The sequence below is a fragment of the Paracoccus broussonetiae genome (assembly GCF_031854425.1).
Taxonomy (GTDB): domain Bacteria; phylum Pseudomonadota; class Alphaproteobacteria; order Rhodobacterales; family Rhodobacteraceae; genus Paracoccus; species Paracoccus broussonetiae.
Genome location: NZ_JAVRQI010000013.1, coordinates 154,449 through 176,325, shown reverse-complemented (window position 1 = coordinate 176,325; position 21,877 = coordinate 154,449). Strand labels below are relative to the sequence as shown.

Below are 21,877 nucleotides of genomic sequence, written 5' to 3'. Positions count from 1 at the left end.
CGCAGGCCCACCGCCAACGATCACAACGTCATATTCCATCGCCTCGCGGACGGTATCGCTCATCGCTGGGCCCCCCTAGCATCCTGGCTCTTCGTATCGGGGCCAGACCTAGCGTCTAACCTGCCATCGGGCAATGCTAACGCGACGAGAAGCCCGGCCCGGCGGCCCGGACGCGCAAGGGGGCGCCGAAGGTTCTGGGCAAAGGATCGCGGATTGCTTGTGCCGGGGCTTGAAACGATGAAACAATCGCGCCACGATGCGGCGAAATCGCTGAACGCCCTCGGCCCATGGCCGGGGGCGTTCCAACACCTTGTTTCGCGCAGATTTGTGCCGCCGCGCAGCGGCCGGAAGGACCGGAATGGAAAAGATACCAATGACCCGCGCGGGCTTTGACCAGTTGGACGCGGAATTGCGCGAACTGCGCGGGGTCCAGCGCCCAGCGGTCATCCGCGCCATCGCAGAGGCGCGCGAACACGGCGACCTGTCGGAAAACGCCGAATACCATGCCGCGCGCGAGAAGCAGAGCTTCGTGGAAGGGCGCATCAAGGAGCTTGAGGGCCTGATCTCGCGCGCCGAGGTCATCGACACCTCGAAGCTGTCCGGCAGCGTCAAGTTCGGCGCGACGGTGACGCTTCTGGACGAGGACAGCGAAGAGGAGCGCACCTTCCAGATCGTGGGCGAGGCCGAGGCGGATCTGGAGCGCGGCCTCCTGAACCTGCGCTCGCCGCTTGCGCGCGCGCTGATCGGCAAGGATGAGGGCGACAGCGTCGAAGTCGTCGCGCCCGGTGGCGGCAAGTCCTATGAGATCATCTCGATCCGCTACATCTAAGCGGGGGTGGGGCGCGTGACCGCGCTCGACGCCCTGCGGCGGTCCGGCAATCCCGGCCCCGACCGGCCGCTTCTGGTCGGGGCGGTGGCCAGCGTTCTGTGGCTGGCCGTGGTGCTGGTGCTGGCATGGATTGCACCCGCACACCATGCCGCGCCCGGTGATGATGCGGGCACCAACTGGATGCTGTGGCTGACCGGCACCCTGCTGCCGCTTGCGCTGATCTGGTTCGCCGTCTGGTCCGCCCGCGCCCTGGCGCGACTGCGCAATGAGGCCGAGGATCTGCGCGCGGCGCTGGCACAGATGCAGCCCGTGCCCGAACCCGCCGTGCCGGCCGAACTGCCACGCCCCGATCTGGCACGCCCCGCCCCGCGCCCCGTCGCGCCGGTGCCGCGGCGACGCCCCTCCGCGCCCGCCCCCTCGGCCGAACCGCAACTGGCCGGGCTGGAGCTTGGCGCCAGGGACGCGCCAGAGCTGACCTCGGCCGAACTTGCGCTGGCGCTGAACTTTCCCGACGGCCCCGACGACCGCGAGGCGATTCGCTGCCTGCATCTGGCGCTTGCCGATCCCGTGCTGGCGCGGCTGCTCCGCGCGGCGCAGGACGTCGTCACGCTGCTGGCCGGGCAGGGCGTCTATATGGACGATCTGCTGATCCCCGAGACCGATCCCGACCTGTGGCGCCGTTTTGCGCAGGGGCTGCGGGGCGAGGAGGTGGCCGATCTTGCGGTCATCGACGACACTGCCGCGCTAGATACCGCTGCCGCGATGCTGCGCGGGGACGAGGTGTTCCGCGATGTCGCCCATCATTTCCTGCGCCATTTCGACCGGCTTCTGGGGCAGCGTGTCCAGCGCGATGACAGCGATCTGCTGGCCGTGCTGGCGCAGGTCCGTTCGGGCCGGGCCTTTCTGCTGTTGGCGCAGGCCACCGGGATGCTGGGCGGCGGGGTGACGCGATCCGAAATCGGGCGGGACGACTAAACCGGCAGTCGCAACACATGCGCCCGTGCACGCCAGGGCCAGCCGAGGTTCTGGCGATCCAGCGGCTGAAAGCCAAGCGCCGTCCATGCCGCAAGGGCAGCGATGTTGCGGGCCTCGACCTCGACGCGCAGGGCGGGATGGCCAAGGCGTCTTGCTTCGTCCTTCGCGGCCAGGACCAGGGCGCGGGCGATGCCGCGCTCGCGCCAGGGAGGACGAACGGCGACGCCGTCCAGGATCAGGTCGCGGGTTTCCGCCCCTCCGCGATGCAGGTGGCTGGACAGATAGCGCAGAAGCCCGCGCACGGGTCCGAAGGTCGCGCGGAAATCGCCGATGCCGGGGGTCAGGAACCCGCCGGCAGCACCGCGCAACCCTGCGATCCCGACCAGATTTCCATCATCTGACAGCGCGATCAGCGCGCGTTCCCCGTTCATCGTCGCGGTGACAAGTGCCGCGCCAGCGCGCGCCGGGGTCGGCAGGAATTGCAGCGCAGGCCCGAAGCCGCGCCAGTAAAGACGGGCTGCCGCACCCTGCAGGTGGCAGGGCACGCCGCGATGGACGAAGAATGCGGGGCTTCCGATCGCGTTCAAATCCTGCCCACCCTTGCGCCGGTCGCCGGCTTTGGTCAATCTGCCCGCCACCCATAGCGCAAGTCGAAGCCAAATCCACCATGACCTCTTCCAAAAGCCCCCCGGTGCCCGCGCCCGAGGCCGAACCTGCCCTGACGCCGGAACAGCGCCGGGTTCTGGCACGCGGCGCGGCGCAATGTGTGACGCATGGTGCGATCCAGGCACTGCCCTTCCTGCTGGTGCTGCTGCCCTTTGGCCTGCTGTTCGGCGTGCTGGCGGCCGAGTCGGGGCTGCACATGGGGCAGGTGCTTGGCTTCTCGGTCTTGGTGCTTGCGGGCGCGTCGCAATTCACCGCCGTCCAGCTTCTCAGCGACCATGCCCCGACGGTGATCGTCATTCTGTCCGCCTTGGCGGTGAATCTGAGGCTGGCAATGTATTCGGCATCGCTGGTGCCCTGGCTGGGTGACGCGAAACCGCGGCAAAGGGCGCTTCTGGCTTATTTGCTGATCGACCAGACCTATGCCCTGTCGATCCAGCAGTTCGAGGCCCATCCAAGGCTGCGGCTAGATCAAAGGCTGGCCTATTTCTTCGGCACCGCGCTGTGCTGCTGCATCCCTTGGGTTTTCGCCAGCGCACTGGGGTTCCGGCTGGGGCGCGCGATTCCCGAAAGCTGGGCGCTGGATTTCGCGCTGCCGATCACCTTCCTGGCGATGGTGGCCCCGATGCTGCGCACGCCCGCGCATCTGGCGGCGGCTGGCGTCTCGATCGTGGCGACGCTGGTCTTCAGCGCCCTTCCCTCGGGGCTGGGGATCCTGCTGGCCGCACCCCTGGCGATGGCGATGGGGGCATTGGTCGAACGACATCTTGAACGCAAGAAAGCAGAGGGCGCGGCATGACCGGTTTCGATCTGAAGGTCTGGTTTGTCATTCTGGCGCTTGGACTGGGCACCTATCTGATCCGCTGGTCATTCCTGGGCGTGATCGGCAGGCGGGCGATCCCGGAATGGGCGGCGCGGGCGCTGCGCTATACTGCAGTGGCGGTGCTTCCCGCCATCGCCGCGCCCTTGGTCGCCTGGCCCACCGCGACCGGCGGACAGCCTGATCCCGCGCGCCTGACCGCCGCGGCGGTGACACTGGGAACCGGCATCATCACCCGCAACATGCTTCTGGCGATTGTTGCGGGGATGGTGACGCTGTTCGGGATGCTTTACCTCTGGGCGTGAAGATGGCCGTCGGCGCCATAGCCGACGACAACGCCATTCTTTTGCCGCAGCAGCACGTTGTGGTTGTTGTCCGGGTCGCCGTCCATGTGCTTTTTCGAGGTCACGCCCGGCAGCGTCAGGAACCAGTTGCGCAGCTTCAAGGGCGCAAATCCGCCCGGTGCGCCTTCGAAACCCGGCACGCGGCGCAGGACCTGGCTGGTCGCGACGGCGCAGAAGCTTTTGTTGGTCGCGCCCTGCGCTTCGGCCGAACGGATCGCGGCATCGGCCACCGCAAGCGAGACCGGGACGGTGTCCTCGGCCACCCAATAGGTCTCGCGCGCGTGGTAATCGATGTAGAAGTTCTTGAAGTTCGGGGTGATCCCGTAAAGCACGTCATGCCGTTCGGGAATCGCGGGATGGCTCCAGCTGCCGGCCGGGTCGAAGATGACGCGCTGGCTGCCATTGATCATCAGCGCGGAATGCCCGCCTTCGCCCTTGGGGATGCCGATCACGGTCAGCAGCGTGATTGAGGGTGGCTCGTCCGAGACATAGCGTGCCCGCCGCACCTCTTCATCGCTGGCCATGATATTGTCGGCGCCACAAGCTGCAAGGACAGCAGGCAGCGTCAGCGCAAGAAAGGCACGCCGTTGCATCTTAATTCTCCGGGAAAGCAGGGGGTCAGGCGTTGGTCAGCGCCATGAAGACCAGCACGGCAATCGACAGGCCGCAAACCCAGGTTGCGGCCTTGATGAAGCCCGCAAAGGTAGCTTGGTGTGCGCTGATGTCCATTTCACCGTGTTTGTGTTCGGTGATCTCGTGGTGCGACGCCATCTGTTCCCCCTCGTTCGAAATGTCGGCCAAGGGATAGCGTAAAGCCGGTGGCCTGTCACGCCCCCCAAAGGGTGGCACCCTCGGGGGTCTTGCCTCTGGGCCACACCCGGCCGGTGGCGCGCAGGTGGTTGATGTGGCCGACGGCCTCGGCCAGGGCCAGGCCGAATTCGGGTTTTCCGATGGCGCGGCGGTAAAGCAGGTCGAAACAACCGACGATGGTGCGCGGCCCTTCGGTCAGGCCAGAGACCAGCCGATCCAGCGCGGCGTTCTGATTCTCGACCAGTTGCCGCAGACGGGTCGGCAGGCCGCGATAGGGCAGCTTGTGGCCCGGCAGTACCAGTTGTTCAGGACGGGCGTGGGGCATCAGGCGCTGGCAGGATTGGATCCAGCCGCCGACCGTGTCCGCCTCTGGCTCGGTCGGATAGACCCCGAGATTGGGCGAGATCGAGGCCAGAAGCTGGTCCCCCCCGATCACCAGATCGTCGTCCTGCGCCCACAGGGTCACATGTTCGGGCGCGTGGCCTTCGCCCATGCGGATGATCCAGCGGCGGTTGCCAAAGGTGATCTCCTGCCCTTCGATCAGGCGGCGGAAGCCGGGCGGCAGGGGCGCGCTGGCATCGGCCATGTTGAAGGGGCGTTCCTCGGCCCGCTCGGCGATCATCTCGGGCGGCATCCCGGAGCTTTTCCAGAAGGCGATGGCCTGAGGCGTCGGACGCTCCTGGACGTCCAGAATGCTCATCCGCGCCATCAGCCAGGCCGTGCGCGAGGTCCACAGCTCGGCCCCTTGCGACTGGAACCAGCCTGCAAGGCCCATATGGTCCAGGTGGTGGTGGGTGGCGATCAGCCGCGTGACGGGCGCGCCAGCCAGCGGCCCCTGAAACAGGCGCTGCCAGATCGCGCGCCCGCGGCGCGTGTCGATCCCGGTGTCTATGACGGTCCAGCCGTCATCGTCGCGCAGGGCATAGACATTGACGAAATCCGGCTTGAAGGGCAGGGGCATCTGCATCCACAGAACCCCCGGCGCGATTTCAAGCGCTTCGCCCTCGGCGGGCTGGATATGCGTCAGGTTGTGGATCACACGGCCATGTGCCCAAGGAAAACCGCGTCGTCAAGCGCCTCGAGATCGGCAAGCCCGGCACGGGCGGCGGCAAGATCGGCGGCGAATTGCGGCAGGATACGCGTGACATGCACCCGCGCCAGCGTGACGCTGCCGCCTTTGGTCGCGGCCAGCATGTGGTAATAGGCACCCAGCACGCGGGCAAAGGCGGAAAGATAGGGCACCGCGCCCGAGAACCGTTCGGCCAGATCGCGGTCCAGCAGCTCCTGGGTCGCCTCGCGCAGGCTTTCGGCGGATTGCCAGACCTGATGGGCAAGCTCGGGCTGGGTGGCCTGCGCGGCCTTGGCGCCATCCAGGATCTCGTCCAGCAGCGACATCGCCGCGTTGCCGCCATCGGCAAGCTTGCGTCCGACAAGGTCCATCGCCTGGATGCCGTTTGTGCCTTCGTAGATCGAGGTGATGCGCACGTCGCGCAGATACTGGGCGATGCCCGTTTCCTCGATATAGCCCATGCCGCCATGGACCTGCACTGCGGTATCGGCGACGCGGGTCCCGACATCGGTGCCATAGGCCTTGGCGATAGGGGTCAGGAAGGCGGCGCGCGCGGCCCAGTCCTGGCTTCCGGTCGCGCGGGCCATGTCGATGGCGACCGCGCAGGCCAGGCAGATGGCGCGCGCGGCAAAGACCTCGGCGCGGGCACCGGCCAGCATGCGGCGGACATCGGGATGGCGGATGATCGGGCCCATCTGCATGCGCTCGGCCGCATAGGCGGCGGCCTGCTGCAACGCGGCCTCGCCCTGGGCGACACCCTGGACGCCGACGCCAAGGCGGGCGCAGTTCATCATCGTGAACATCGCGGCCATGCCCTTGTGCTCGGCCCCGACGATCCAGCCCTTGGCGCCCTCGAAGCTCATGACGCAGGTGGGGCTGCCGTGGATGCCCAGCTTGTGTTCAAGGCTGACGACGCGCAGGTCGTTCGGCGTGCCGGGATCGCCGTTCTCGTCGGGGATGAATTTCGGGACCATGAACAGGCTGATCCCGCGGGTGCCTGCCCCGCCATCCGGCAGGCGCGCCAGTACCAGATGGCAGACGTTCGAGGTGACGTCGCTATCGCCCCAGGTGATGAAGATCTTCTGGCCGGTGATGCGATAGGTACCGTCGTCGGCGCGTTCTGCGCGCGTGGTCAGCGCGCCCACGTCGGACCCGGCCTGCGGCTCGGTCAGGTTCATGGTGCCGGACCATTCGCCCGAGTTCAGTTTGGGCAGGTAAAGGGCCTTCAGCTCGTCGCTGCCATGATGCTCCAGCGCCTCGATCTGGCCCTGGGTCAGCAGCGGGTTCAGTTGCAGCGCAAGACAGGCCGAGGCGACCATCTCGTTCACCGCCATGTTCAGCGCCTGGGGCAGGCCCATACCGCCATGGTCCTGGCTGGAGGCAAGCCCGATCCAGCCGCCTTCGGCCAGGGCCCGGAATGCCTCGGCAAAACCGGGGCTCGAGCGCAAGGCGCCGTTTTCAAGCCGGGCGGGGCTCAGGTCGCCCTGCCGGTTCACAGGGGCGATGACCTCGGTGGCCAGACGGCCCGCCTCGGTCAGGATGGCATCGACGGTTTCCGGCGTGGCTTCCGCGAACTGCTCGGTCGTAGCCACTTCAGGCAGTCCGACCACCTTGTTCAGGATGAATGCGATCTGCTCGACGGGAGCGGTATATGCCATGAGCCTCTTTCCTCCGCGCCTTGGCAAATGCCGCCGAGGCGCATAATTGATCCCTTGAGCCGATCATGAGTGCCGCCGACAAGGCCAGCAACCACAACCCGACGTAACAAGATGCACACCCGACTTCTTTCCCCGGACCAAGAAGGAATCGCCGCTGCCTGCGACCTGCTCTCCAGGGGCGAGGTCGTCGCGATTCCGACCGAGACCGTCTATGGTCTGGCGGGCGATGCCCGTAACCCACGGGCGGTGGCCGGAATTTATCAGGCGAAGGGCAGACCCAGTTTCAACCCGCTGATCGTGCACCTGCCCGATCGTGCGGCGGCAGAGCGATTTGCGGTGCTTGACGCGCAGGCGCGGCACCTCGCCGATGCCTTCTGGCCGGGGGCGCTGACCCTTGTCCTTCCGTTACGTCAAGATGCGGGGATCGCGTCGCTGGTGACGGCGGGGCTGGACACGGTCGCGATCCGCGTGCCGGCGCATCCGGTGGCGCATGCGCTGCTGTCGGCCTTTGGCGGGCCGCTGGCCGCACCCTCGGCGAATCCCTCGGGGCGGATCACCGCGACCACGGCGGCTCATGTGACGGATCCCGAAAACGGGCTGGGCGGACGCATTCCGGCGGTCCTTGACGCAGGCGCATGTCCGGTCGGCGTCGAATCGACGATCGTCGGGTGGAGCGGGGGCGAGCCCGCGCTGCTGCGCCCCGGCGGCGTCGCAGCCGAGGCGATCGAGGCGGTGCTGGGCCAAAGGTTGCTGCGCTCTGCGCTGGACCCCGATGCGCCGTCCTCTCCCGGCCAGCTGACCAGCCATTACGCCCCGAGGGCGCAAATGCGGCTGAACGCGCTGGCTGCCGAAGATGGCGAGGTGATGATCGGTTTCGGCCCCATTCCGGGCGAGTTGACCCTCAGCGCCACGGGCGACCTGACCGAGGCGGCGGCACGGCTTTTCGACGTGATGCACCGCGCCGATGCCATGGAGCGCCCGATCGCCGTCGCGCCGGTCCCCGAAACCGGGCTGGGCGCCGCCATCAACGATCGTCTGAACAGGGCTGCCGCGCCGCGCTAGCTGCGGCGCAGGCGCCTGCGGTCAGGCACGGCCCGCGCTGGGCGACAGCGCGAGCGGGTCGATGCCCATGCCGCCAAGCGCGGCGCGCCACTTTCCGGCATTGTCCTGGCCGAAGATCAGGTCGTCCAGCCGTTCGGTGGTCAGCCAGCCATTCGCAAGGATCTCGGAATCAAGCTGGCCCGGACCCCAACCGGCATAGCCAAGCGCCAGAAAGGCGGGCTGCGGTCCATGACCATGGGCGTAGTCTTCAAGGATGTTGCGCGTCGTCGTCATCGCCAGATCCTCGCCGATCCGCATGCGCGTATCGTCCAGATCGCTTTCGCCCGCGACGTGATGCAGGACGAAACCGCGCCCCGGCTCGACCGGACCGCCGAAACGCACAGGCAGATTGACCGCATCGATGCCCGCATCGATGCCCAATTGCGCCAACAGGTCCGAAAAATCGACTTCGGGCATGGGGCGGTTGACCAGCAGACCCATGGCCCCGTCCTCGGAATGGGCGCAGACCAGAATGACCGAATGCTCGAATCGCGGATCGCGCATTCCGGGCATGGCAATCAGGATCTTGCCGGTGAGGTTGGAGGATGTGTCCAAGTGCTGCTCCCTCGCATTTGCTTCAAAGATCGGTACTCGGCGGCATTTGCGCAAGGGTTGACCATGTGACTGCCGCTAATGTGACTTCACGCCGGCACCTGTCGCCGCCTAAGAATATGGCATGAAATCAGTTGCCCTTATATTGCTGTCGTCGCTGCCGGCCGTCGCCCAGGAAGGACTGGCGCAGTCCACCCCCGCCTGGGACGGGGCCACGGCCGCAACCCCGCCGGGCCTGGTATCGGCAGAGCTGATGCCGGGCTGGACCACGCCCGAGGGCCATCGCATGACGGCGCTTCGGATCGAGCTTGAGCCGGGCTGGAAGACTTATTGGCGCAGCCCCGGCGATGCGGGCGTGCCCCCGCAGTTCGACTGGACCGGTTCGCAGAATCTGGGCGAGGTCGAGATGCATTGGCCCCGGCCCGAGACAATCGAATCCGGCGGCGAACGGACCTTCGGCTATCACGACAGTCTGGTCCTGCCGATCGAGATCGCCCCGCAGGATTCGGCCAGACCCGTCGAACTGCGCGCCGTGGTCGATTTCGGGATTTGCGACCAGATCTGCGTACCGGCACAGGTGTCGCTGACCGCGCCCCCGCCCGCCGACGATCAGGATCCGGTGATCGAGGCGGCTTTGGCCGAGGTACCGGGCCTTGCCACGGATCGCGCGCAATGCCGCATCGAGGAGATTGCCGACGGGATGCGCGTCACCGCGCTGTTCGCGGGCCATGACGCCCCCGAGGTGGCGATGGAATTGCCCGGCGATCCGGTCTGGGTATCCCAGCCCGAGCTTGCCAGCGAGGACGGAGTGCTGAGCGCGCAGGCCGATTTCGTCTCGGAAAGCGGCAAGCCCTTTGCGATTGATCCCGCCCGCCTGCTGCTGACCCTGATCGGTCCGGACGAGGCGACGGAGTTCCTGGGCTGCGACCGGGTCGGAAGCTAGGCGGTTCCGTCCAGCCGCGCCGCGACCGACAGCAGGTCGCCCCAGGCCTCGCGCTTGGCCAGCGGCGTGCGCAGCAGATAGGCGGGATGGGTCATCGGCAGCGCGGGCAGGCCAAAGGCCTCGACCCACTGGCCGCGCAGCTTCAGGATGCCCTGCCGGTTCAGCCCCGCGATGCAGGGCGTGTTTCCCATCAGCACCAGCATTTCCGGCTGCGCCAGTTCGACATGACGGCGCAGGAAGGGCAGCATCAGCGCAATCTCGGCGGGTTCGGGCCGACGGTTGCCCGGCGGCCGCCAGGGCAGGACATTGGTGATGTAAAGCCCGCGCTCCGCATCGACCGCATCGCGCGCAAGCCCGATGGCTGCGAACATGCGGTCAAGCAACTGTCCGGCGCGTCCGACGAAGGGGCGGCCCTGCATGTCCTCTTCCTCGCCCGGTGCCTCGCCGATGACCATGACGCGCGCCCCGGCGCGCCCGTCCGCGAAGCAGAAATTGCGCGCGCCCTTGCGCAATTCGATGGGCTCGAAGGATTCCTGCGCCGCCGCCAGTTCCGCCAGCGTTGTCGCGCCCCCTGCCAGTCGTTCGGCCAAAGCCGCATGATCTGCGCCCACATCCGACTGTGGGGCGGGGGCGGGACGCGCCGCGGCGGGGGCGGCAGCGGCGGTCTCGACCCGGTCAGGCAGGGCATAGCGGTCGACCGCGGCATCCAGACAGGGTTCGTCCACGCCAAGCTCGGCCTGCCACTGCAAGAGTGCCAGCGCCGTTTCCGCGTCCAGCGCGAATCCCCTGTAGGTCGGATCTGCGGTCATGCGGGCAAGCTAGGGCCGTCGGGGGCCGCGGGCAAGCGCATCCGGCGGCCCGCGCCCGGTCACTTGGTCTCGGTCAGGGGAGTGGTGCCGCCGCCCATGTCGACAAGCTGCTGGATCAGTGGTTTTGCGGTCGGGCCAATGCGGTCGCAGGCCTGGGGGTCATCAAGCAGCTTGAAGGCGGGGCCATAATACTTGCTGTCATAGGCTGTCGCATCCAGCCCCAGCTTGGCCGCCAGCAGGTCGCCGGTCCCCGTGACCAGTGTCCATTCGCCATTGCTGATCTCATATCCCGGACAGTTCGACGTGATCACGTTCACATTGGCCAGGTCTGCGATCAGCTTCGTCGCCTGTTGCTGGTCAAGGCCCGAGATGTCGGGAAGCTGCACCTTGACGCCTCCGTCTGCCATGGCCATGCCGGCCAAGGTCACGCCGGCCATGACGGCAAGCGCCCCGGCCGTAGCCGTGATTGGTTTCATGGGTTGCCCCTTCTTTCCGATTGCCCGCCCATCCGGCCCCAAGCCCCGCTGGCGTGCAACCCAATTCGCCGTGAACTTGACGGGGCCGGGCCGCGCCGTTACGCGGATTTCCAAAGCGCGAGTAGCACGAGAGGATGCCCCTGCGATGACCACCCATTCCCTGCTGATCCTGCCCGGCGACGGCATCGGTCCCGAAGTCATGACCGAGGTGCGCAAGGTCATCGACTGGTTCCAGACGAACAAGGGCATCGCCTTTGACGTCAGCGAAGACCTGGTGGGCGGCGCTGCCTATGACAAACATGGCAAGCCCCTGGCGGATGAAACCATGGCCAAGGCGCTGGAAGTCGACGCGGTGCTTCTGGGCGCCGTGGGCGGCCCGGCCTATGACAATCTCGACTTCTCGGTGAAGCCCGAGCGCGGCCTTCTGCGCCTGCGCAAGGAAATGGACCTGTTCGCGAACCTGCGCCCGGCGCAGTGCTTCGACGCGCTGGCCGACTTCAGCTCGCTCAAGCGCGAGGTGGTTGCCGGTCTCGATATCCTGATCGTGCGTGAGCTGACCTCGGGCGTCTATTTCGGCGAGCCGCGGGGCATCCACTCCGATGACAACAACCCGCAGAACGAAGGCGGCCGCGTCGGCATCAACACCCAGCGCTATACCTCGGGCGAGATTCGCCGCGTCGCGCGCGCGGCCTTCGAACTGGCCAAGAAACGTGACAACCGCGTCTGCTCGATGGAAAAGGCCAACGTCATGGAATCGGGTATTCTGTGGCGCGAGGAAGTGCAATGGGTCCACGACAACGAGTATCCCGAGGTCGAGCTGTCCCACATGTATGCCGATAACGGCGCCATGCAGCTTGTCCGCCGTCCCAGCCAGTTCGACGTCATCGTGACGGACAACCTGTTCGGCGACATCCTGTCGGATGCGGCGGCGATGCTGACCGGCTCGCTCGGCATGCTGCCCTCGGCCAGCCTTGGCGCGCCGATGGCCAATGGTCGCCCGCGTGCGATGTACGAGCCGGTGCATGGTTCGGCCCCCGACATCACCGGTCAGGGCAAGGCGAACCCGATCGCCTGCATCCTGAGCTTCGCGATGGCGCTGCGCTACAGCTATGACCTTGGCGCTGAAGCCGACCTGCTGGAAAAGGCGGTCGAGAAGGTTCTGGCCGACGGCGTCCGCACCGCCGACCTGATGGGCCCCGAAGGTGGCACGCCGGTTTCGACCTCGCAGATGGGGGACAAGATCGTCGGGGCGCTGTCCGCCCTGTGATCCAAGATTGCGCCCGCCGTCACGGCGGGCGTTTTCCATTCTGCGGGCCGGGGAGGGGCGATGCGCGGAAACCTGAAGGGCGCCTTGTTCGCCCTGATGTCGATGGGGATCTATTCGACCCATGACGTGATCATCAAGCTGCTGGGGGAAACCTATCCCGCGCTGCAGATCCTGTTCTTTTCGGCCCTGTTTTCCTTTCCGCCCATCGCCATCCTGCTGCTGCGCGACCCGACCCACGGGACGCTGCGGCCGCGCTCTCCGTTCTGGGTGGCGCTGCGGTCGGCCTGCATCGTGAATTCCGGCATCTGCGGCTTTTATGCGTTTTCGGTCCTTCCATTGGCGCAGATCTATTCGATCCTGTTCGCTTCGCCCCTGATCATCACGGTCCTGTCCGTCCCGATCCTGGGGGAAAAGGTCGGCCTGTCGCGATGGGCCGCGGTGGCGGTGGGCCTGCTGGGCGTGCTGGTCGTGCTGCGACCGGGTTATGTCCAGTTGAGCCTTGGCCATGCGGCCGGGCTGCTGGCCGCTTTCTCCAGCGCGATGGCCGCGATCTCGGTCCGCAAACTGGGGCGGTCCGAGCGGACGGTGATCCTGATCCTGTGGCCCATCATCGGCAACTTCGTCCTGACCGGCCTGTCCTTGGGGCTGGCCTATCGGCCGATGGCGGGCGGCGACCTTGCGCTGACCGGGCTGATCGCGGTTCTGGGGCTGTCCGCCGGGTTCCTGCTGATCCTTGCCTATCAGACCGGAGAGGCGGCCAATGTCGCGCCCATGCAATATTCCCAGATGCTGTGGGCCATCGGCTACGGCTGGCTTTTCTTCGATGAGCGTCCCGGCTTGCTTACGCTTGGCGGGGCGGCACTGATCATCGGATCGGGCCTGTTCATCCTGATGCGCGAGGGCAGCGGCGCGTCGCGCCTGCGTCCGGTGACCGAGGCGCGTTTGCGGGGCGAGACCGTGACTGCCCCCCGCGCAAGCCTTCTGCGCCGTCTTCTGAACCAGCAATGAGCTTCGATCAGAAAAGCGAACGAAACCCCTTGCATTCCCGCGTTGGCCGGGCTACCTGCCGCTCCACGGTCGGAGCGTAGCGCAGCCTGGTAGCGCACCTGCTTCGGGAGCAGGGGGTCGGAGGTTCGAATCCTCTCGCTCCGACCATTTTCCCGATTTCCCCTATATGTTGGAAAACCTGCCGCGGGCGGGCGCATTTCATGCACGCCCAGGTTGTCCAAAAATCGACGAAATAGACAGGTGGCGTGACGGCGAAGGCATTGATTAAGATGGATTCGTTGCCAAGCGAGAAGCGACCGAATCCTTATGCCCAATGCCTTGTCCGGTTGTCTGCTTTTGCTTCTTCTTGGTTCTGCCCCGACCCTTGCCAGTGAACCCCTGTCCCTGAACTGCGAGGTTGAGGGAGCGGGGGCCGAGCAGCTTTGCGCGGCGGTCCGCGCGGAATTATCCCGCCGCGGCGGCCTGTCTGATGCCGATCCTGCCCTTGTCCTTGTTGCGCAATCCCCTCGTCCCGACATGCTTCGCGCGCGGATCGATCTGGTCAGGAATGGTCAGCGCCAGCAGGGCGAGCCCGGAGAAACCGTCGCCATGGACCGGGACGGGCTTGCACCCGGACAGCTGGAAGACTTCGCCCGCGCCCTTGTCCGCCGGACGGGCCTTTTTCCGTGATTTCCCATTCTTCAGGAGCCTTCGATGACCCTTGCCACTGACCTGCTGCGCGATGCGATCCTTGGATCTGCAACGTCACAGTACGTTCCGCGCGCCGTTCGGGTCGAGGGAACCGATGCCCGTGCAAACACGACCACGACCCATACGATGAGTGTCGGGGACACGTTCAACGGCTCGATCGGTCGCGGGGGGGATGCCGACTGGGTGCGCGTCAACCTTCAACCGGGGGTCTATGTCGTCACGCTGAACGGAAACGGGGCCAACGCGCTGAGCGATCCCTATCTTCGCATCCATTCGGCGAACGGAGCGGTCATTGCCTCGAATGACGATGGCGGCTCGGGGCTGAACTCTCGCGCTGTCGTGACGATTGCCCAGGCGGGGACATATTACCTGGACGCGGCAGCCTATAGCTGGTCCGATTCGGGCGGTTATTCGCTGCGCATCACGACAAATACCGTTCCCACCTACACGATCCCGCAGATCGCCCGGCAGCTGACCGACGGGTTCTGGCAGGATCGGGGAGAGACGCGGCGGGCCTTCGACGTCGATCCGGGCGAGGTGCTGAAAGTCGATATCTCGGGCCTGACCGCAGACGGTCGCCGACTTGCCGTCGCGGCGCTGCAGGCCTGGACCGACGCGACCGGCATCCGCTTCAACACCAACCCGGCCAGCGGCACCGCGGATATCGTCATCGACGACCGCTATTCCGGTGCTTATGCCACCAGCACAACCTTTGGCGGCACCATCGACAGCTCGAGCGTGAATATCGGGCTGGACTGGCTTCGTGCCTATGGATCGGGTTTCGCGACCTATTCCTTCCAGACCTATATCCACGAGATCGGCCACGCGCTGGGGCTGGGTCATGCCGGCAACTATAACGGCTCGGCAAGCTTCGGGGTCGACAACCTGTTTCGCAACGACAGCTGGCAGGCATCGGTGATGTCCTACTTCAGCCAGGACGAAAACCCTTACATCCATGCCGATACCGCCTTTGTCACCTCGGCCATGATGGCGGATGTTGCCGCGATGCGCGTGCTTTACGGGCATGCGGACCTGCGCATGGGAAACACGATCTATGGCGAGCACAGCAATGCCGGGGGGAACTATACCCGGATCTCGAACCTGCTCGCCTCTCCGGCCACCCGCAATGACATCACCTTTACCATCGTGGATGATGGCGGGGTCGACACGCTTGACCTGCGCAGCGACACGACGAACCAGCGGATCGTGATGGCGGGCGGCGGGATTTCGGACGCTTATGGGCTGGTCGGGAACATCTCGATCATGACGGATACGCGGCTTGAAAACCTGCAGGCCGGTTCGGGCAACGACCGGGTCTCGGGCAACGCCTTCAACAACACCATCTGGGGCAATGCCGGGAACGACGTGCTGAACGGCGGGGGCGGCAACGACACGCTGATCGGCGGGGCGGGGCGCGATACGCTGGTCGGGGGCATCGGGAACGATGTCTACCACGTCGATGCTCTGGACGTGATCGTCGAGCAGGCGAATGGCGGCGTCGACCTTGTCAATTCCGCTGCAAGCTTCACCTTGGGCACTGCGCTCGAACAGTTGCGCCTGACGGGAACCGCCGCGATCAACGGCACCGGCAATGCCGAGGCGAACGTGATCTACGGCAATGCCAACGCGAACCAGCTTCGGGGACTGGGCGGCAATGACATGCTCAGCGGGAATGCCGGGAACGACAGCCTGTGGGGCGGCGCGGGGGCGGATGTCTTCCTGTTCAATGCCGGGCGGGACCGGATCATGGACTTTCAGAACGACATCGACACGATCCAGATCGACGACGCGCTGTGGGGCGGCGCGCCCAGATCGGTGGCGCAAGTGCTGCGCCTTGCCACCGTCGCCGATGGCGACGTGGTCTTCAACTTCGGCAATGGCCACAGCCTGACGGTCGAGAACCTGACCAATATCCAGGCGCTGGCAAACGACTTGATCATCATCTGATCCTGCCGCCGCCCGGACGGATCAGGTGTCCCGGGCGGCGCGACCCAGAAGCTGGACGATCAGGCCCTGCGGGGCCTCTTCGACATGGGCCGCGACGCCGAAGCAATCGGCCAGGTTGCGCGTCGTCAGGACCGCGCGTGGCGGCCCGTCCGCCGCGATGCGACTCCGGTGCAGCAGGACCAGTCGTGTGCAATGGCGCGCCGCCAGCCCCAGGTCGTGAAGCGAAGCAAGCACCGTGCGCCCTTGCGAGGCAAGCTGGCGGAACATCTGCATGACCTCGATCTGCGCGGCCGGATCCAGCCCCGAGATCGGTTCGTCCGCGATCAGAAGCGGCGTTTCCTGTGCCAGTGCGCGGGCCAGCAGTGCGCGGGCCTGCTCGCCCCCCGACAAGGTGGTGGCGCTGCGGTGGCGCAGCCTGTCCAGCCCCAGAGCGGCGATGGCGCGATCGGTGGCAAGTCGGTCGACCTCGGCCGCGGCGTCGGGATGGGCGATGCGCCCGAGCGAGACCAGCGCCTCGACCGAGACCGGCCAGGCGATCTCGCGGCCCTGCGGCATGAAGGCGGCCGCGCGGGCGCGTTCGCGCGGCGGCAGCGCGGCCAGCGAGGATTGCCCGGCGAAAGGCAGCAATCCCTGTGCCGCGCGCAAAAGCGTGGTCTTGCCCGCGCCATTGGGGCCGATCAGTCCCACGAACTCGCCCGGTTGCAGGGCCAGGTCGATCCCGTCGATCACGACACGGCGGCCGTGACGGCAGGACAGGCCGGACAAAACCAACCCGGTCATAGCGCGTTCCCCCGTGTCTTCAGGATCAGGCGCAGAAAGAATGGCGCGCCGACCAGCGCCGTCAGCACGCCCAGCTTCAGGTCGCGTTCGGGCAGGATCAGGCGCACCGCGACATCGGCAGCCAGCACCATTGCCGCCCCGCCAAGCGCCGAGGCAGGCAGCAGGCGCGAAGGGCGCGCACCCACCGCGTGACGCAGCACATGCGGTACCACCAGACCGACGAAGCCGATGGTTCCCGCAACCGCGGTGGCGCCACCGACCAGCGCCGCTGTGCCGGCGACCAGCAACAATCGCAGCCTGCGAAGGTCGACGCCCATCGACGCGGCCGCATCCTCGCCCAGTGTCAACGCATCCAGCTGTCCCGTGATCGGCACCAGCAGGGCAAAGCCGGCCAGCAGGAAGGGCAGGACGATCCAGACATGCAGCATGGACCTGTCGGCCAGCGATCCCAGCGTCCAGAAAATGATCTCGTTGGCGGCAAAGGGGTTGGGCGACAGGTTCAGCACCAGCGAGGTCGCGGCCCCCGCCAGGGCCGAAATCGCGATGCCCGCAAGGATCAGCGCCAGCGCGCCGCCCCGCGCGCCGGCCAGTATCAGCACCAGCAGGACCGAAACCAGCGCCCCGGCCAGTGCCGCCAGCGGCAGCGCCAGAGGAAAGGCCAGCGACAGGCCGGTATGGATCGCAAGCACGGCCCCCAGCGCGGCCGAGGCGCTGGTCCCGATCAACCCCGGCTCGGCCAGCGGGTTGCGCAGAAAACCCTGAAGGACCGCGCCAGACATGCCAAGCGCCGCCCCGACCAGCACGCCCAGAATGGCGCGCGGCAGCCGGATCTCGCGCATGACCAGCGCCAGCATCTCGTCCCCCTGTCCCAGCAGCGCCGCAAGGGCGGGACCGGGGCGGACCCCGGCGGGACCGATCAGCAGTGACGCCGTGAACAGCGCCGCGACCAGCAGGGCCAGCAGCGCAAGTAGGCGGGAATAGCTTGCGCGGATCATTTCGCCTCCGGCATGGAAAGGCGCTGGTCCCGAAGCCGGGCGACGGCATTGAGGACAAAGGGGGTGCCGCACACCCATTCGGGGTCGTTCATCGGTGTCGAGGGCAGCCGACGCGCCAGCTCCCGCAGGGCGGGGTGGTCCAGCGGCTCTTCGGCGCGAGAGCGACCGGGATAACGCCGCCCCTTGACCAGCAGGTCGGAACCGGACAGCAGCAGCGTTTCCAGTGGCAGGTAGCCCCCGGCAGCGATCCCCCTGCGGTCGGCAAGGTTTTCGAAGCCGGCCAGCGCGATGATCTGGCCGGGCAAGGTCAGGCTGCCCGAGCTGTAGCCATTGGCGGCGTAAAGCGCGGCAAGCGGGCGTGGACCCGGCGGGGCGTCGTCCAGCCGGGCCAGGTCGCGGTCGAAATCCCGGATTGCATCCCCGGCGGCAGGTTCGCGCCCCAGCAGTTCGCCCATGCGGCGCAGGTTGTCGCGGATCCCGGCGACGGTTTCATCAGCCGGAAAGGTTTCGACCCGAATGCCCAGCCTTTGCAGCATCGCAAGGGTGACGGGGTTGGTGTAATCGCCCGCCAGCACAAGATCGGGGCGCAGCAGATAGATCTCTTCGGCGGTGCCGCCATTGGCGGGAAAGGCCCGCGCCTGATCCGCCATCGCTGAGGTCGAGGGATCGCCCGCATGGCGCGACACCGACACAAGCTGTCCCGGTCCCGCCAGCAGCATGGCCAGCTGATCGGTGCACAGGTTCATCGACACGACCCGTTGTGGGACATCGGCCCGCGCAAGAACGGCGCAAGGCAGCGCCAGCGCCAGCGCCAGAAGCCCGGACCTTACCATCGGGCCTGCAGCCCCGCATAAAGCGTGCGACCCTGCGAGGCAAAGCCCCAGACGTCCGAATATTCGCTGTCGAAAAGGTTCACGACCCGCCCTGTCACCCGCACCCGTTCGGTCAGGTCATAGCCCGCCGACAGGTTCACAAGGTTATAGGCCGGCAGTTCGGCCGTCGCATAGTCGCCGAAGAAGCGCGTGTCGAAATTGCCCGAGACGTGGCGGAAATCGGCGGTGACCTGGCCGCGGCCTTCCAGCACAGCAAGCGTGGCGGACAGTCCGAATTCGTTGCGCGGACGCCGGATTTCGATCGAGCCGTCGGGATTCTTTGCGTCCAGATAGGTATAGCTCAGCGCAAGGTCCAGGTTCGCGGTGGGTTTGATCCGGGCGCTGGCCTCGATCCCTTGGCGCGGGCTTTCTCCCGACTGGTTCACATAGCTGGCCCGGCCATCCGGGGCGGCGCCGTAGACATAGGTGATCTCGTCCTCAAGACGCTCGTTGAAATAGGTCACGTCGATGCTGCCCAATCCATTCGGCAGTTCGGCCTCGATCCCAAGGTCGAAGCCGCGGTTCTTCTCGGGGGCGAGAAAGGGATTGCCGACGCTGTAGGCGTCATTGGCGTAAAGCTCGAAGAACGAGGGATTGACCATCCCCGCCCCGGCCGAGGCATGAAGCCGGAATGGGCGATCTGGAATCTGCCAGGACAGGCCGATGTTCCAGCTGGTGAAGTCGTCGAAGACCCTGTTGTCGTCATGACGGATCCCGGCCTGCAGATCGATGCCATTGTCAAGGAACGCCCGGTACTCGACGGCCAGCGAGGTCATCTCGCGGTCGAAATCCGGCGCGGTCGAGGCCTCGTCCTTTTGCCCCTCGGCCATGACGTTCAGAAGGTGGTGGGCTTCGTCGACGGCAAGGCCGTCCAACCCGAAACTCAGCCGGTACTTCAGCTTGCGGGTTTCGCCCCGTGTCTCGTTTTCGCCCTGCAGGCTCTGCTTGAAGATGCTGTCCTGATATTCCAGGCGCTGCGTCAGCCGTCCGTCCAGCATCGACAGTTCGGCCCAGGTCGCGCCCTGGAATTCGTCCCGGTCGCCAAACAGGCCGGGATCGTCGACGACATATTCGTCGGTGGTGGTGGCGCTGTAATTTTCGGCATCATAGTCATAGGTTTCGGTCGCCCGCCGCAGTGTGGCACCCAGCCGCAGGTCGTCGGTCGCCTGGAACCAGCCGGACAGGCCGATCGTCTTGCGGGTCAGCCCGTCCTTTTCGCCGCCATCGCCCGACTGGTCGAACCCGTGGTCGTCCTTCGCGGACAGATTCACCGCCAGCCCGCCGCGAGATCCGTTCCGGCTGGCATAGGCCGAGGCAGAGGCACCGTTTCCAACCTCGACCGCGCCGCCATAGGACAGCCCCTCGCCGCCCTTTCGGGTGATGATGTTGATCACGCCAGCCGAGGCGTTCGATCCGTAATAGACTGATTGCGGGCCGCGCAGGACCTCGATCCGCTCGACATTGGCGGTTTCCAAACCGCTCAGGATGTACTCATCCGCTCCGCCCGTGGCCTCGATCCCGTCGATCAGGATCAGGGTGTGATCTGCTTCGCCGCCGCGGATGCGGACCTGGGTATGGGTCGATCCGGTGCTTGAAACCGAGACGCCCGGCACCGCGCGCAGGGCATCCTGGATGGTGGCGATGCCCCGCGCCTCGATCTCGTCCGAGGTGATGACGGTGAACGCGCGGCCATAGGCATCCCCGGCGATCGGCGCGAAGCCGGCCGAGAGGATGACCGGGTCCAGCGTCACCACATCCTGCGCGGGGGCGACGGCGGGCAGAAGGGTGGCGGTGACGGCGGTGGAAAACAGATGGCGCAACTTCATGCCTTGGCCTTTCCTGTGCAGGCCGGGGCCTGCCGCTGCAGATTGCCCGCGACGGGAACCGGGGTCCCTGCCACAGGCCGGTGATCTTCACCTCTGCGGAATGGCCGCTTTCACGGCGCGCCCCGCGCCGGAAATGGGTGAGTGCTGCGGCAGGTCTCCTGGCTTGCGGATCGCTGCTCGGGCCGGCCTTCCCGGGTGTTTCCCAGTGGCGTCGTCGGCCTTCGCTCACCGCCTACAGTTGCGGGGGCAGCCGCGGCATGGCCTTTCGGCGCACCGCATTCCCTTTTGATCCGACGGCAGTACCGCCGGAAACCGAAGCGTTCCTGTGTTGGCGCAGGATTGCGGGCTCTGTCAAGCAGACTTGCGGCACGGCTTTGGCGGCACCGGCAGTATCGCGGGTCCGCAAACGAAAACGGCCCGGAGAGACGATCTCCGGGCCGTGGTTTCTGGACGTGGCGCCTCAGTCCAGGCTGACATTCGCGGCCTTCACGACCGGCTCCCATTTCGCCATCTCGGCCTTGACGTGCTCGGCCAGTTCCTCGGGGCTGGAGGCGACGATGCTGGCCGAGAATTCGCCCATGCGGGCCACGACCGCCGGGTCGGCCATGGCCTCCAGCGCGGCCTTGTTCAACGCGGCAATGGCTTCGGGCGGGGTTCCGGCGGGCGCGAAAAGCGCGTTCCAGCTGTAGGTTTCATATCCCGGCAGCGTTTCGGCAATGGCCGGGATATCCGGGAACGAGGGCACGCGTTCCTTGGTCGTCACACCCAGCGCTCGCAGCTTGCCACTGGTGATATGGCCCGAGGAAGACGGCAGATTGTCGAAGATGATCGGCACCTGGTTGCCCAGAACATCAGTCAGCGCCGGACCCGAGCCCTTATAGGGGATATGCGTGATATCGACGCCAGCCATCGACTTGAACAACTCGCCCGACAGGTGCAGCGGTGTCCCGTTCCCCGACGAGGCATAGGCCAGCGGGTCTTTCTTCGCGAGGTCGATCAGCTCCTGCACAGTCTTGACCGGCAATTCCGGGTTCACCGCCAGCACGTTCGGGACCAGCACCAGAAGCGAGATCGGCGCGAAATCCGTGACCGGGTCATAGGGCTTCTGCTTCAGGATCAGCGGGTTCAGCGCATGGGTCGCGACCGTGCCCATCAGGATCGTGTAGCCGTCGGGATCGGCCTTGGCGACCTGCTGCGCGCCCAGACTGCCGCCTGCGCCGCCCACGTTCTGGACCACCACCTGCTGGCCAAGGGCCTGCCCCATCCGGTCGGCGACGATGCGCCCGACCACGTCGGTCGAGCCGCCGGCCGCGAAGGGGATCACCAGCGTGATCGGGCGGTCAGGGAACGCGGCGGCCGCGGCCCCGGCCAACCCTGCGGCCATTGCGGCGCCCAGAAGAAGGCGCCGGGTGATTTTCAGCATCATGTTTCTCCTCCCATTCT

At 66.5% G+C, this 21,877-nt stretch carries 23 protein-coding genes, 1 tRNA gene and 1 riboswitch; of the genes, 11 read left to right on the top strand and 13 right to left on the bottom strand.

What is annotated here, in order from left to right; all coding sequences use genetic code 11:
* Positions 1 to 358: 358 nt before the first annotated feature.
* Positions 359 to 829, top strand: coding sequence for a transcription elongation factor GreA (gene greA, locus RM190_RS17170; RefSeq protein WP_311760691.1), 471 nt, complete (start codon positions 359 to 361; stop codon positions 827 to 829).
* Positions 830 to 844: 15 nt separating this feature from the next.
* On the top strand, positions 845 to 1,804 hold the full coding sequence (locus RM190_RS17165; RefSeq protein WP_311760690.1) for a hypothetical protein: 960 nt from the start codon (positions 845 to 847) through the stop codon (positions 1,802 to 1,804).
* On the opposite strand, the gene RM190_RS17160 is transcribed toward RM190_RS17165, so the two are convergent.
* Positions 1,801 to 2,430 (bottom strand): GNAT family N-acetyltransferase, encoded by a 630-nt coding sequence (locus RM190_RS17160; protein ID WP_311760689.1) that lies wholly within the window; start codon positions 2,428 to 2,430, stop codon positions 1,801 to 1,803. The two genes, RM190_RS17165 and RM190_RS17160, sit on opposite strands and share 4 nt — an antisense overlap.
* A 41-nt stretch (positions 2,431 to 2,471) precedes the next feature.
* Here RM190_RS17160 and RM190_RS17155 point away from each other — a divergent pair, with 41 nt between their 5' ends.
* Entirely contained in the window at positions 2,472 to 3,266 is a 795-nt protein-coding gene (locus RM190_RS17155; protein ID WP_311760688.1) for an AzlC family ABC transporter permease, read from the top strand.
* Positions 3,263 to 3,592: an AzlD domain-containing protein gene (locus RM190_RS17150; protein WP_311760687.1), complete on the top strand. Its 330-nt coding sequence runs from the start codon at positions 3,263 to 3,265 to the stop codon at positions 3,590 to 3,592. The genes RM190_RS17155 and RM190_RS17150 overlap by 4 nt, the downstream gene beginning before the upstream one ends.
* Here RM190_RS17150 and RM190_RS17145 read toward each other — a convergent pair.
* Genes RM190_RS17145 through RM190_RS17130 form a run of 4 tightly spaced genes read right to left on the bottom strand, consistent with a single transcriptional unit; the run spans position 3,577 to position 7,168 of the window.
* Positions 3,577 to 4,224 (bottom strand): hypothetical protein, encoded by a 648-nt coding sequence (locus tag RM190_RS17145; protein ID WP_311760686.1) that lies wholly within the window; start codon positions 4,222 to 4,224, stop codon positions 3,577 to 3,579. The two genes, RM190_RS17150 and RM190_RS17145, sit on opposite strands and share 16 nt — an antisense overlap.
* Positions 4,225 to 4,249: 25 nt before the next feature.
* Positions 4,250 to 4,432, bottom strand: a complete 183-nt coding sequence (locus tag RM190_RS17140) for an aa3-type cytochrome c oxidase subunit IV (RefSeq protein WP_311760685.1) — start codon at positions 4,430 to 4,432, stop codon at positions 4,250 to 4,252.
* Positions 4,433 to 4,457: 25 nt separating this feature from the next.
* Positions 4,458 to 5,480, bottom strand: a complete 1,023-nt coding sequence (locus tag RM190_RS17135; protein WP_311760684.1) for an MBL fold metallo-hydrolase — start codon at positions 5,478 to 5,480, stop codon at positions 4,458 to 4,460.
* The gene (locus RM190_RS17130; protein ID WP_311760683.1) at positions 5,477 to 7,168 is read right to left on the bottom strand and encodes an acyl-CoA dehydrogenase; all 1,692 of its coding nucleotides are present in this window, start codon (positions 7,166 to 7,168) and stop codon (positions 5,477 to 5,479) included. Before RM190_RS17130 ends, RM190_RS17135 begins: the two co-directional genes overlap by 4 nt.
* A gap of 111 nt (positions 7,169 to 7,279) precedes the next feature.
* Between RM190_RS17130 and RM190_RS17125 the strand changes: the two genes are divergently transcribed.
* Positions 7,280 to 8,230, top strand: a complete 951-nt coding sequence (locus tag RM190_RS17125) for an L-threonylcarbamoyladenylate synthase (protein ID WP_311760682.1) — start codon at positions 7,280 to 7,282, stop codon at positions 8,228 to 8,230.
* Between the two features lie 21 nt (positions 8,231 to 8,251).
* On the opposite strand, the gene RM190_RS17120 is transcribed toward RM190_RS17125, so the two are convergent.
* Positions 8,252 to 8,824, bottom strand: a complete 573-nt coding sequence (locus RM190_RS17120; protein ID WP_311760681.1) for a YqgE/AlgH family protein — start codon at positions 8,822 to 8,824, stop codon at positions 8,252 to 8,254.
* 121 nt (positions 8,825 to 8,945) lie between these two features.
* Here RM190_RS17120 and RM190_RS17115 point away from each other — a divergent pair, with 121 nt between their 5' ends.
* On the top strand, positions 8,946 to 9,764 hold the full coding sequence (locus RM190_RS17115) for a protein-disulfide reductase DsbD domain-containing protein (protein ID WP_311760680.1): 819 nt from the start codon (positions 8,946 to 8,948) through the stop codon (positions 9,762 to 9,764).
* On the opposite strand, the gene RM190_RS17110 is transcribed toward RM190_RS17115, so the two are convergent.
* A complete protein-coding gene (locus RM190_RS17110) occupies positions 9,761 to 10,573 on the bottom strand; it encodes a uracil-DNA glycosylase (protein WP_311760679.1) in 813 nt (270 codons plus the stop codon). The two genes, RM190_RS17115 and RM190_RS17110, sit on opposite strands and share 4 nt — an antisense overlap.
* A gap of 59 nt (positions 10,574 to 10,632) precedes the next feature.
* The gene (locus RM190_RS17105; protein ID WP_311760678.1) at positions 10,633 to 11,049 is read right to left on the bottom strand and encodes a hypothetical protein; all 417 of its coding nucleotides are present in this window, start codon (positions 11,047 to 11,049) and stop codon (positions 10,633 to 10,635) included.
* A gap of 145 nt (positions 11,050 to 11,194) precedes the next feature.
* Between RM190_RS17105 and leuB the strand changes: the two genes are divergently transcribed.
* The 5 genes from leuB to RM190_RS17080 all read left to right on the top strand — a co-directional run bounded on the left by leuB (position 11,195) and on the right by RM190_RS17080 (position 15,961).
* On the top strand, positions 11,195 to 12,316 hold the full coding sequence (gene leuB / locus RM190_RS17100; RefSeq protein ID WP_311760677.1) for a 3-isopropylmalate dehydrogenase: 1,122 nt from the start codon (positions 11,195 to 11,197) through the stop codon (positions 12,314 to 12,316).
* A gap of 60 nt (positions 12,317 to 12,376) precedes the next feature.
* Positions 12,377 to 13,324, top strand: coding sequence for a DMT family transporter (locus tag RM190_RS17095; RefSeq protein WP_311760676.1), 948 nt, complete (start codon positions 12,377 to 12,379; stop codon positions 13,322 to 13,324).
* Positions 13,325 to 13,394: 70 nt separating this feature from the next.
* Positions 13,395 to 13,471: transfer RNA gene (locus tag RM190_RS17090), tRNA-Pro, on the top strand.
* 189 nt (positions 13,472 to 13,660) lie between these two features.
* Positions 13,661 to 13,993: a hypothetical protein gene (locus tag RM190_RS17085; RefSeq protein WP_311760675.1), complete on the top strand. Its 333-nt coding sequence runs from the start codon at positions 13,661 to 13,663 to the stop codon at positions 13,991 to 13,993.
* Positions 13,994 to 14,017: 24 nt separating this feature from the next.
* Complete coding sequence (locus RM190_RS17080) at positions 14,018 to 15,961, top strand: M10 family metallopeptidase (protein ID WP_311760674.1); 1,944 nt, start codon at positions 14,018 to 14,020, stop codon at positions 15,959 to 15,961.
* A gap of 21 nt (positions 15,962 to 15,982) precedes the next feature.
* On the opposite strand, the gene RM190_RS17075 is transcribed toward RM190_RS17080, so the two are convergent.
* From RM190_RS17075 to RM190_RS17055, 5 genes are all read right to left on the bottom strand, one after another.
* Positions 15,983 to 16,741, bottom strand: a complete 759-nt coding sequence (locus tag RM190_RS17075; protein WP_311760673.1) for an ABC transporter ATP-binding protein — start codon at positions 16,739 to 16,741, stop codon at positions 15,983 to 15,985.
* Positions 16,738 to 17,736: a FecCD family ABC transporter permease gene (locus RM190_RS17070; protein ID WP_311760672.1), complete on the bottom strand. Its 999-nt coding sequence runs from the start codon at positions 17,734 to 17,736 to the stop codon at positions 16,738 to 16,740. Before RM190_RS17070 ends, RM190_RS17075 begins: the two co-directional genes overlap by 4 nt.
* Positions 17,733 to 18,569, bottom strand: a complete 837-nt coding sequence (locus RM190_RS17065) for an ABC transporter substrate-binding protein (protein WP_311760671.1) — start codon at positions 18,567 to 18,569, stop codon at positions 17,733 to 17,735. The genes RM190_RS17070 and RM190_RS17065 overlap by 4 nt, the downstream gene beginning before the upstream one ends.
* Positions 18,563 to 20,434, bottom strand: coding sequence for a TonB-dependent receptor plug domain-containing protein (locus RM190_RS17060; RefSeq protein WP_311760670.1), 1,872 nt, complete (start codon positions 20,432 to 20,434; stop codon positions 18,563 to 18,565). Before RM190_RS17060 ends, RM190_RS17065 begins: the two co-directional genes overlap by 7 nt.
* 131 nt (positions 20,435 to 20,565) lie before the next feature.
* Positions 20,566 to 20,766, bottom strand: a riboswitch (cobalamin riboswitch).
* 128 nt (positions 20,767 to 20,894) lie between these two features.
* Positions 20,895 to 21,857: a Bug family tripartite tricarboxylate transporter substrate binding protein gene (locus RM190_RS17055; protein WP_311760669.1), complete on the bottom strand. Its 963-nt coding sequence runs from the start codon at positions 21,855 to 21,857 to the stop codon at positions 20,895 to 20,897.
* Between the last annotated feature and the right edge of the window lie 20 nt (positions 21,858 to 21,877).

Coding starts and splice junctions, on each gene's coding strand:
- RM190_RS17125 (WP_311760682.1), top strand. CDS start 7,280: ATGCACACCCGACTTCTTTCCCCGGACCAAGAAGGAATCGCCGCTGCC.
- RM190_RS17130 (WP_311760683.1), bottom strand. CDS start 7,168: ATGGCATATACCGCTCCCGTCGAGCAGATCGCATTCATCCTGAACAAG.
- RM190_RS17155 (WP_311760688.1), top strand. CDS start 2,472: ATGACCTCTTCCAAAAGCCCCCCGGTGCCCGCGCCCGAGGCCGAACCT.
- RM190_RS17095 (WP_311760676.1), top strand. CDS start 12,377: ATGCGCGGAAACCTGAAGGGCGCCTTGTTCGCCCTGATGTCGATGGGG.
- RM190_RS17080 (WP_311760674.1), top strand. CDS start 14,018: ATGACCCTTGCCACTGACCTGCTGCGCGATGCGATCCTTGGATCTGCA.
- RM190_RS17105 (WP_311760678.1), bottom strand. CDS start 11,049: ATGAAACCAATCACGGCTACGGCCGGGGCGCTTGCCGTCATGGCCGGC.
- RM190_RS17145 (WP_311760686.1), bottom strand. CDS start 4,224: ATGCAACGGCGTGCCTTTCTTGCGCTGACGCTGCCTGCTGTCCTTGCA.
- RM190_RS17115 (WP_311760680.1), top strand. CDS start 8,946: ATGAAATCAGTTGCCCTTATATTGCTGTCGTCGCTGCCGGCCGTCGCC.
- RM190_RS17075 (WP_311760673.1), bottom strand. CDS start 16,741: ATGACCGGGTTGGTTTTGTCCGGCCTGTCCTGCCGTCACGGCCGCCGT.
- RM190_RS17150 (WP_311760687.1), top strand. CDS start 3,263: ATGACCGGTTTCGATCTGAAGGTCTGGTTTGTCATTCTGGCGCTTGGA.
- greA (WP_311760691.1), top strand. CDS start 359: ATGGAAAAGATACCAATGACCCGCGCGGGCTTTGACCAGTTGGACGCG.
- RM190_RS17110 (WP_311760679.1), bottom strand. CDS start 10,573: ATGACCGCAGATCCGACCTACAGGGGATTCGCGCTGGACGCGGAAACG.
- leuB (WP_311760677.1), top strand. CDS start 11,195: ATGACCACCCATTCCCTGCTGATCCTGCCCGGCGACGGCATCGGTCCC.
- RM190_RS17070 (WP_311760672.1), bottom strand. CDS start 17,736: ATGATCCGCGCAAGCTATTCCCGCCTACTTGCGCTGCTGGCCCTGCTG.
- RM190_RS17060 (WP_311760670.1), bottom strand. CDS start 20,434: ATGAAGTTGCGCCATCTGTTTTCCACCGCCGTCACCGCCACCCTTCTG.
- RM190_RS17055 (WP_311760669.1), bottom strand. CDS start 21,857: ATGCTGAAAATCACCCGGCGCCTTCTTCTGGGCGCCGCAATGGCCGCA.
- RM190_RS17065 (WP_311760671.1), bottom strand. CDS start 18,569: ATGGTAAGGTCCGGGCTTCTGGCGCTGGCGCTGGCGCTGCCTTGCGCC.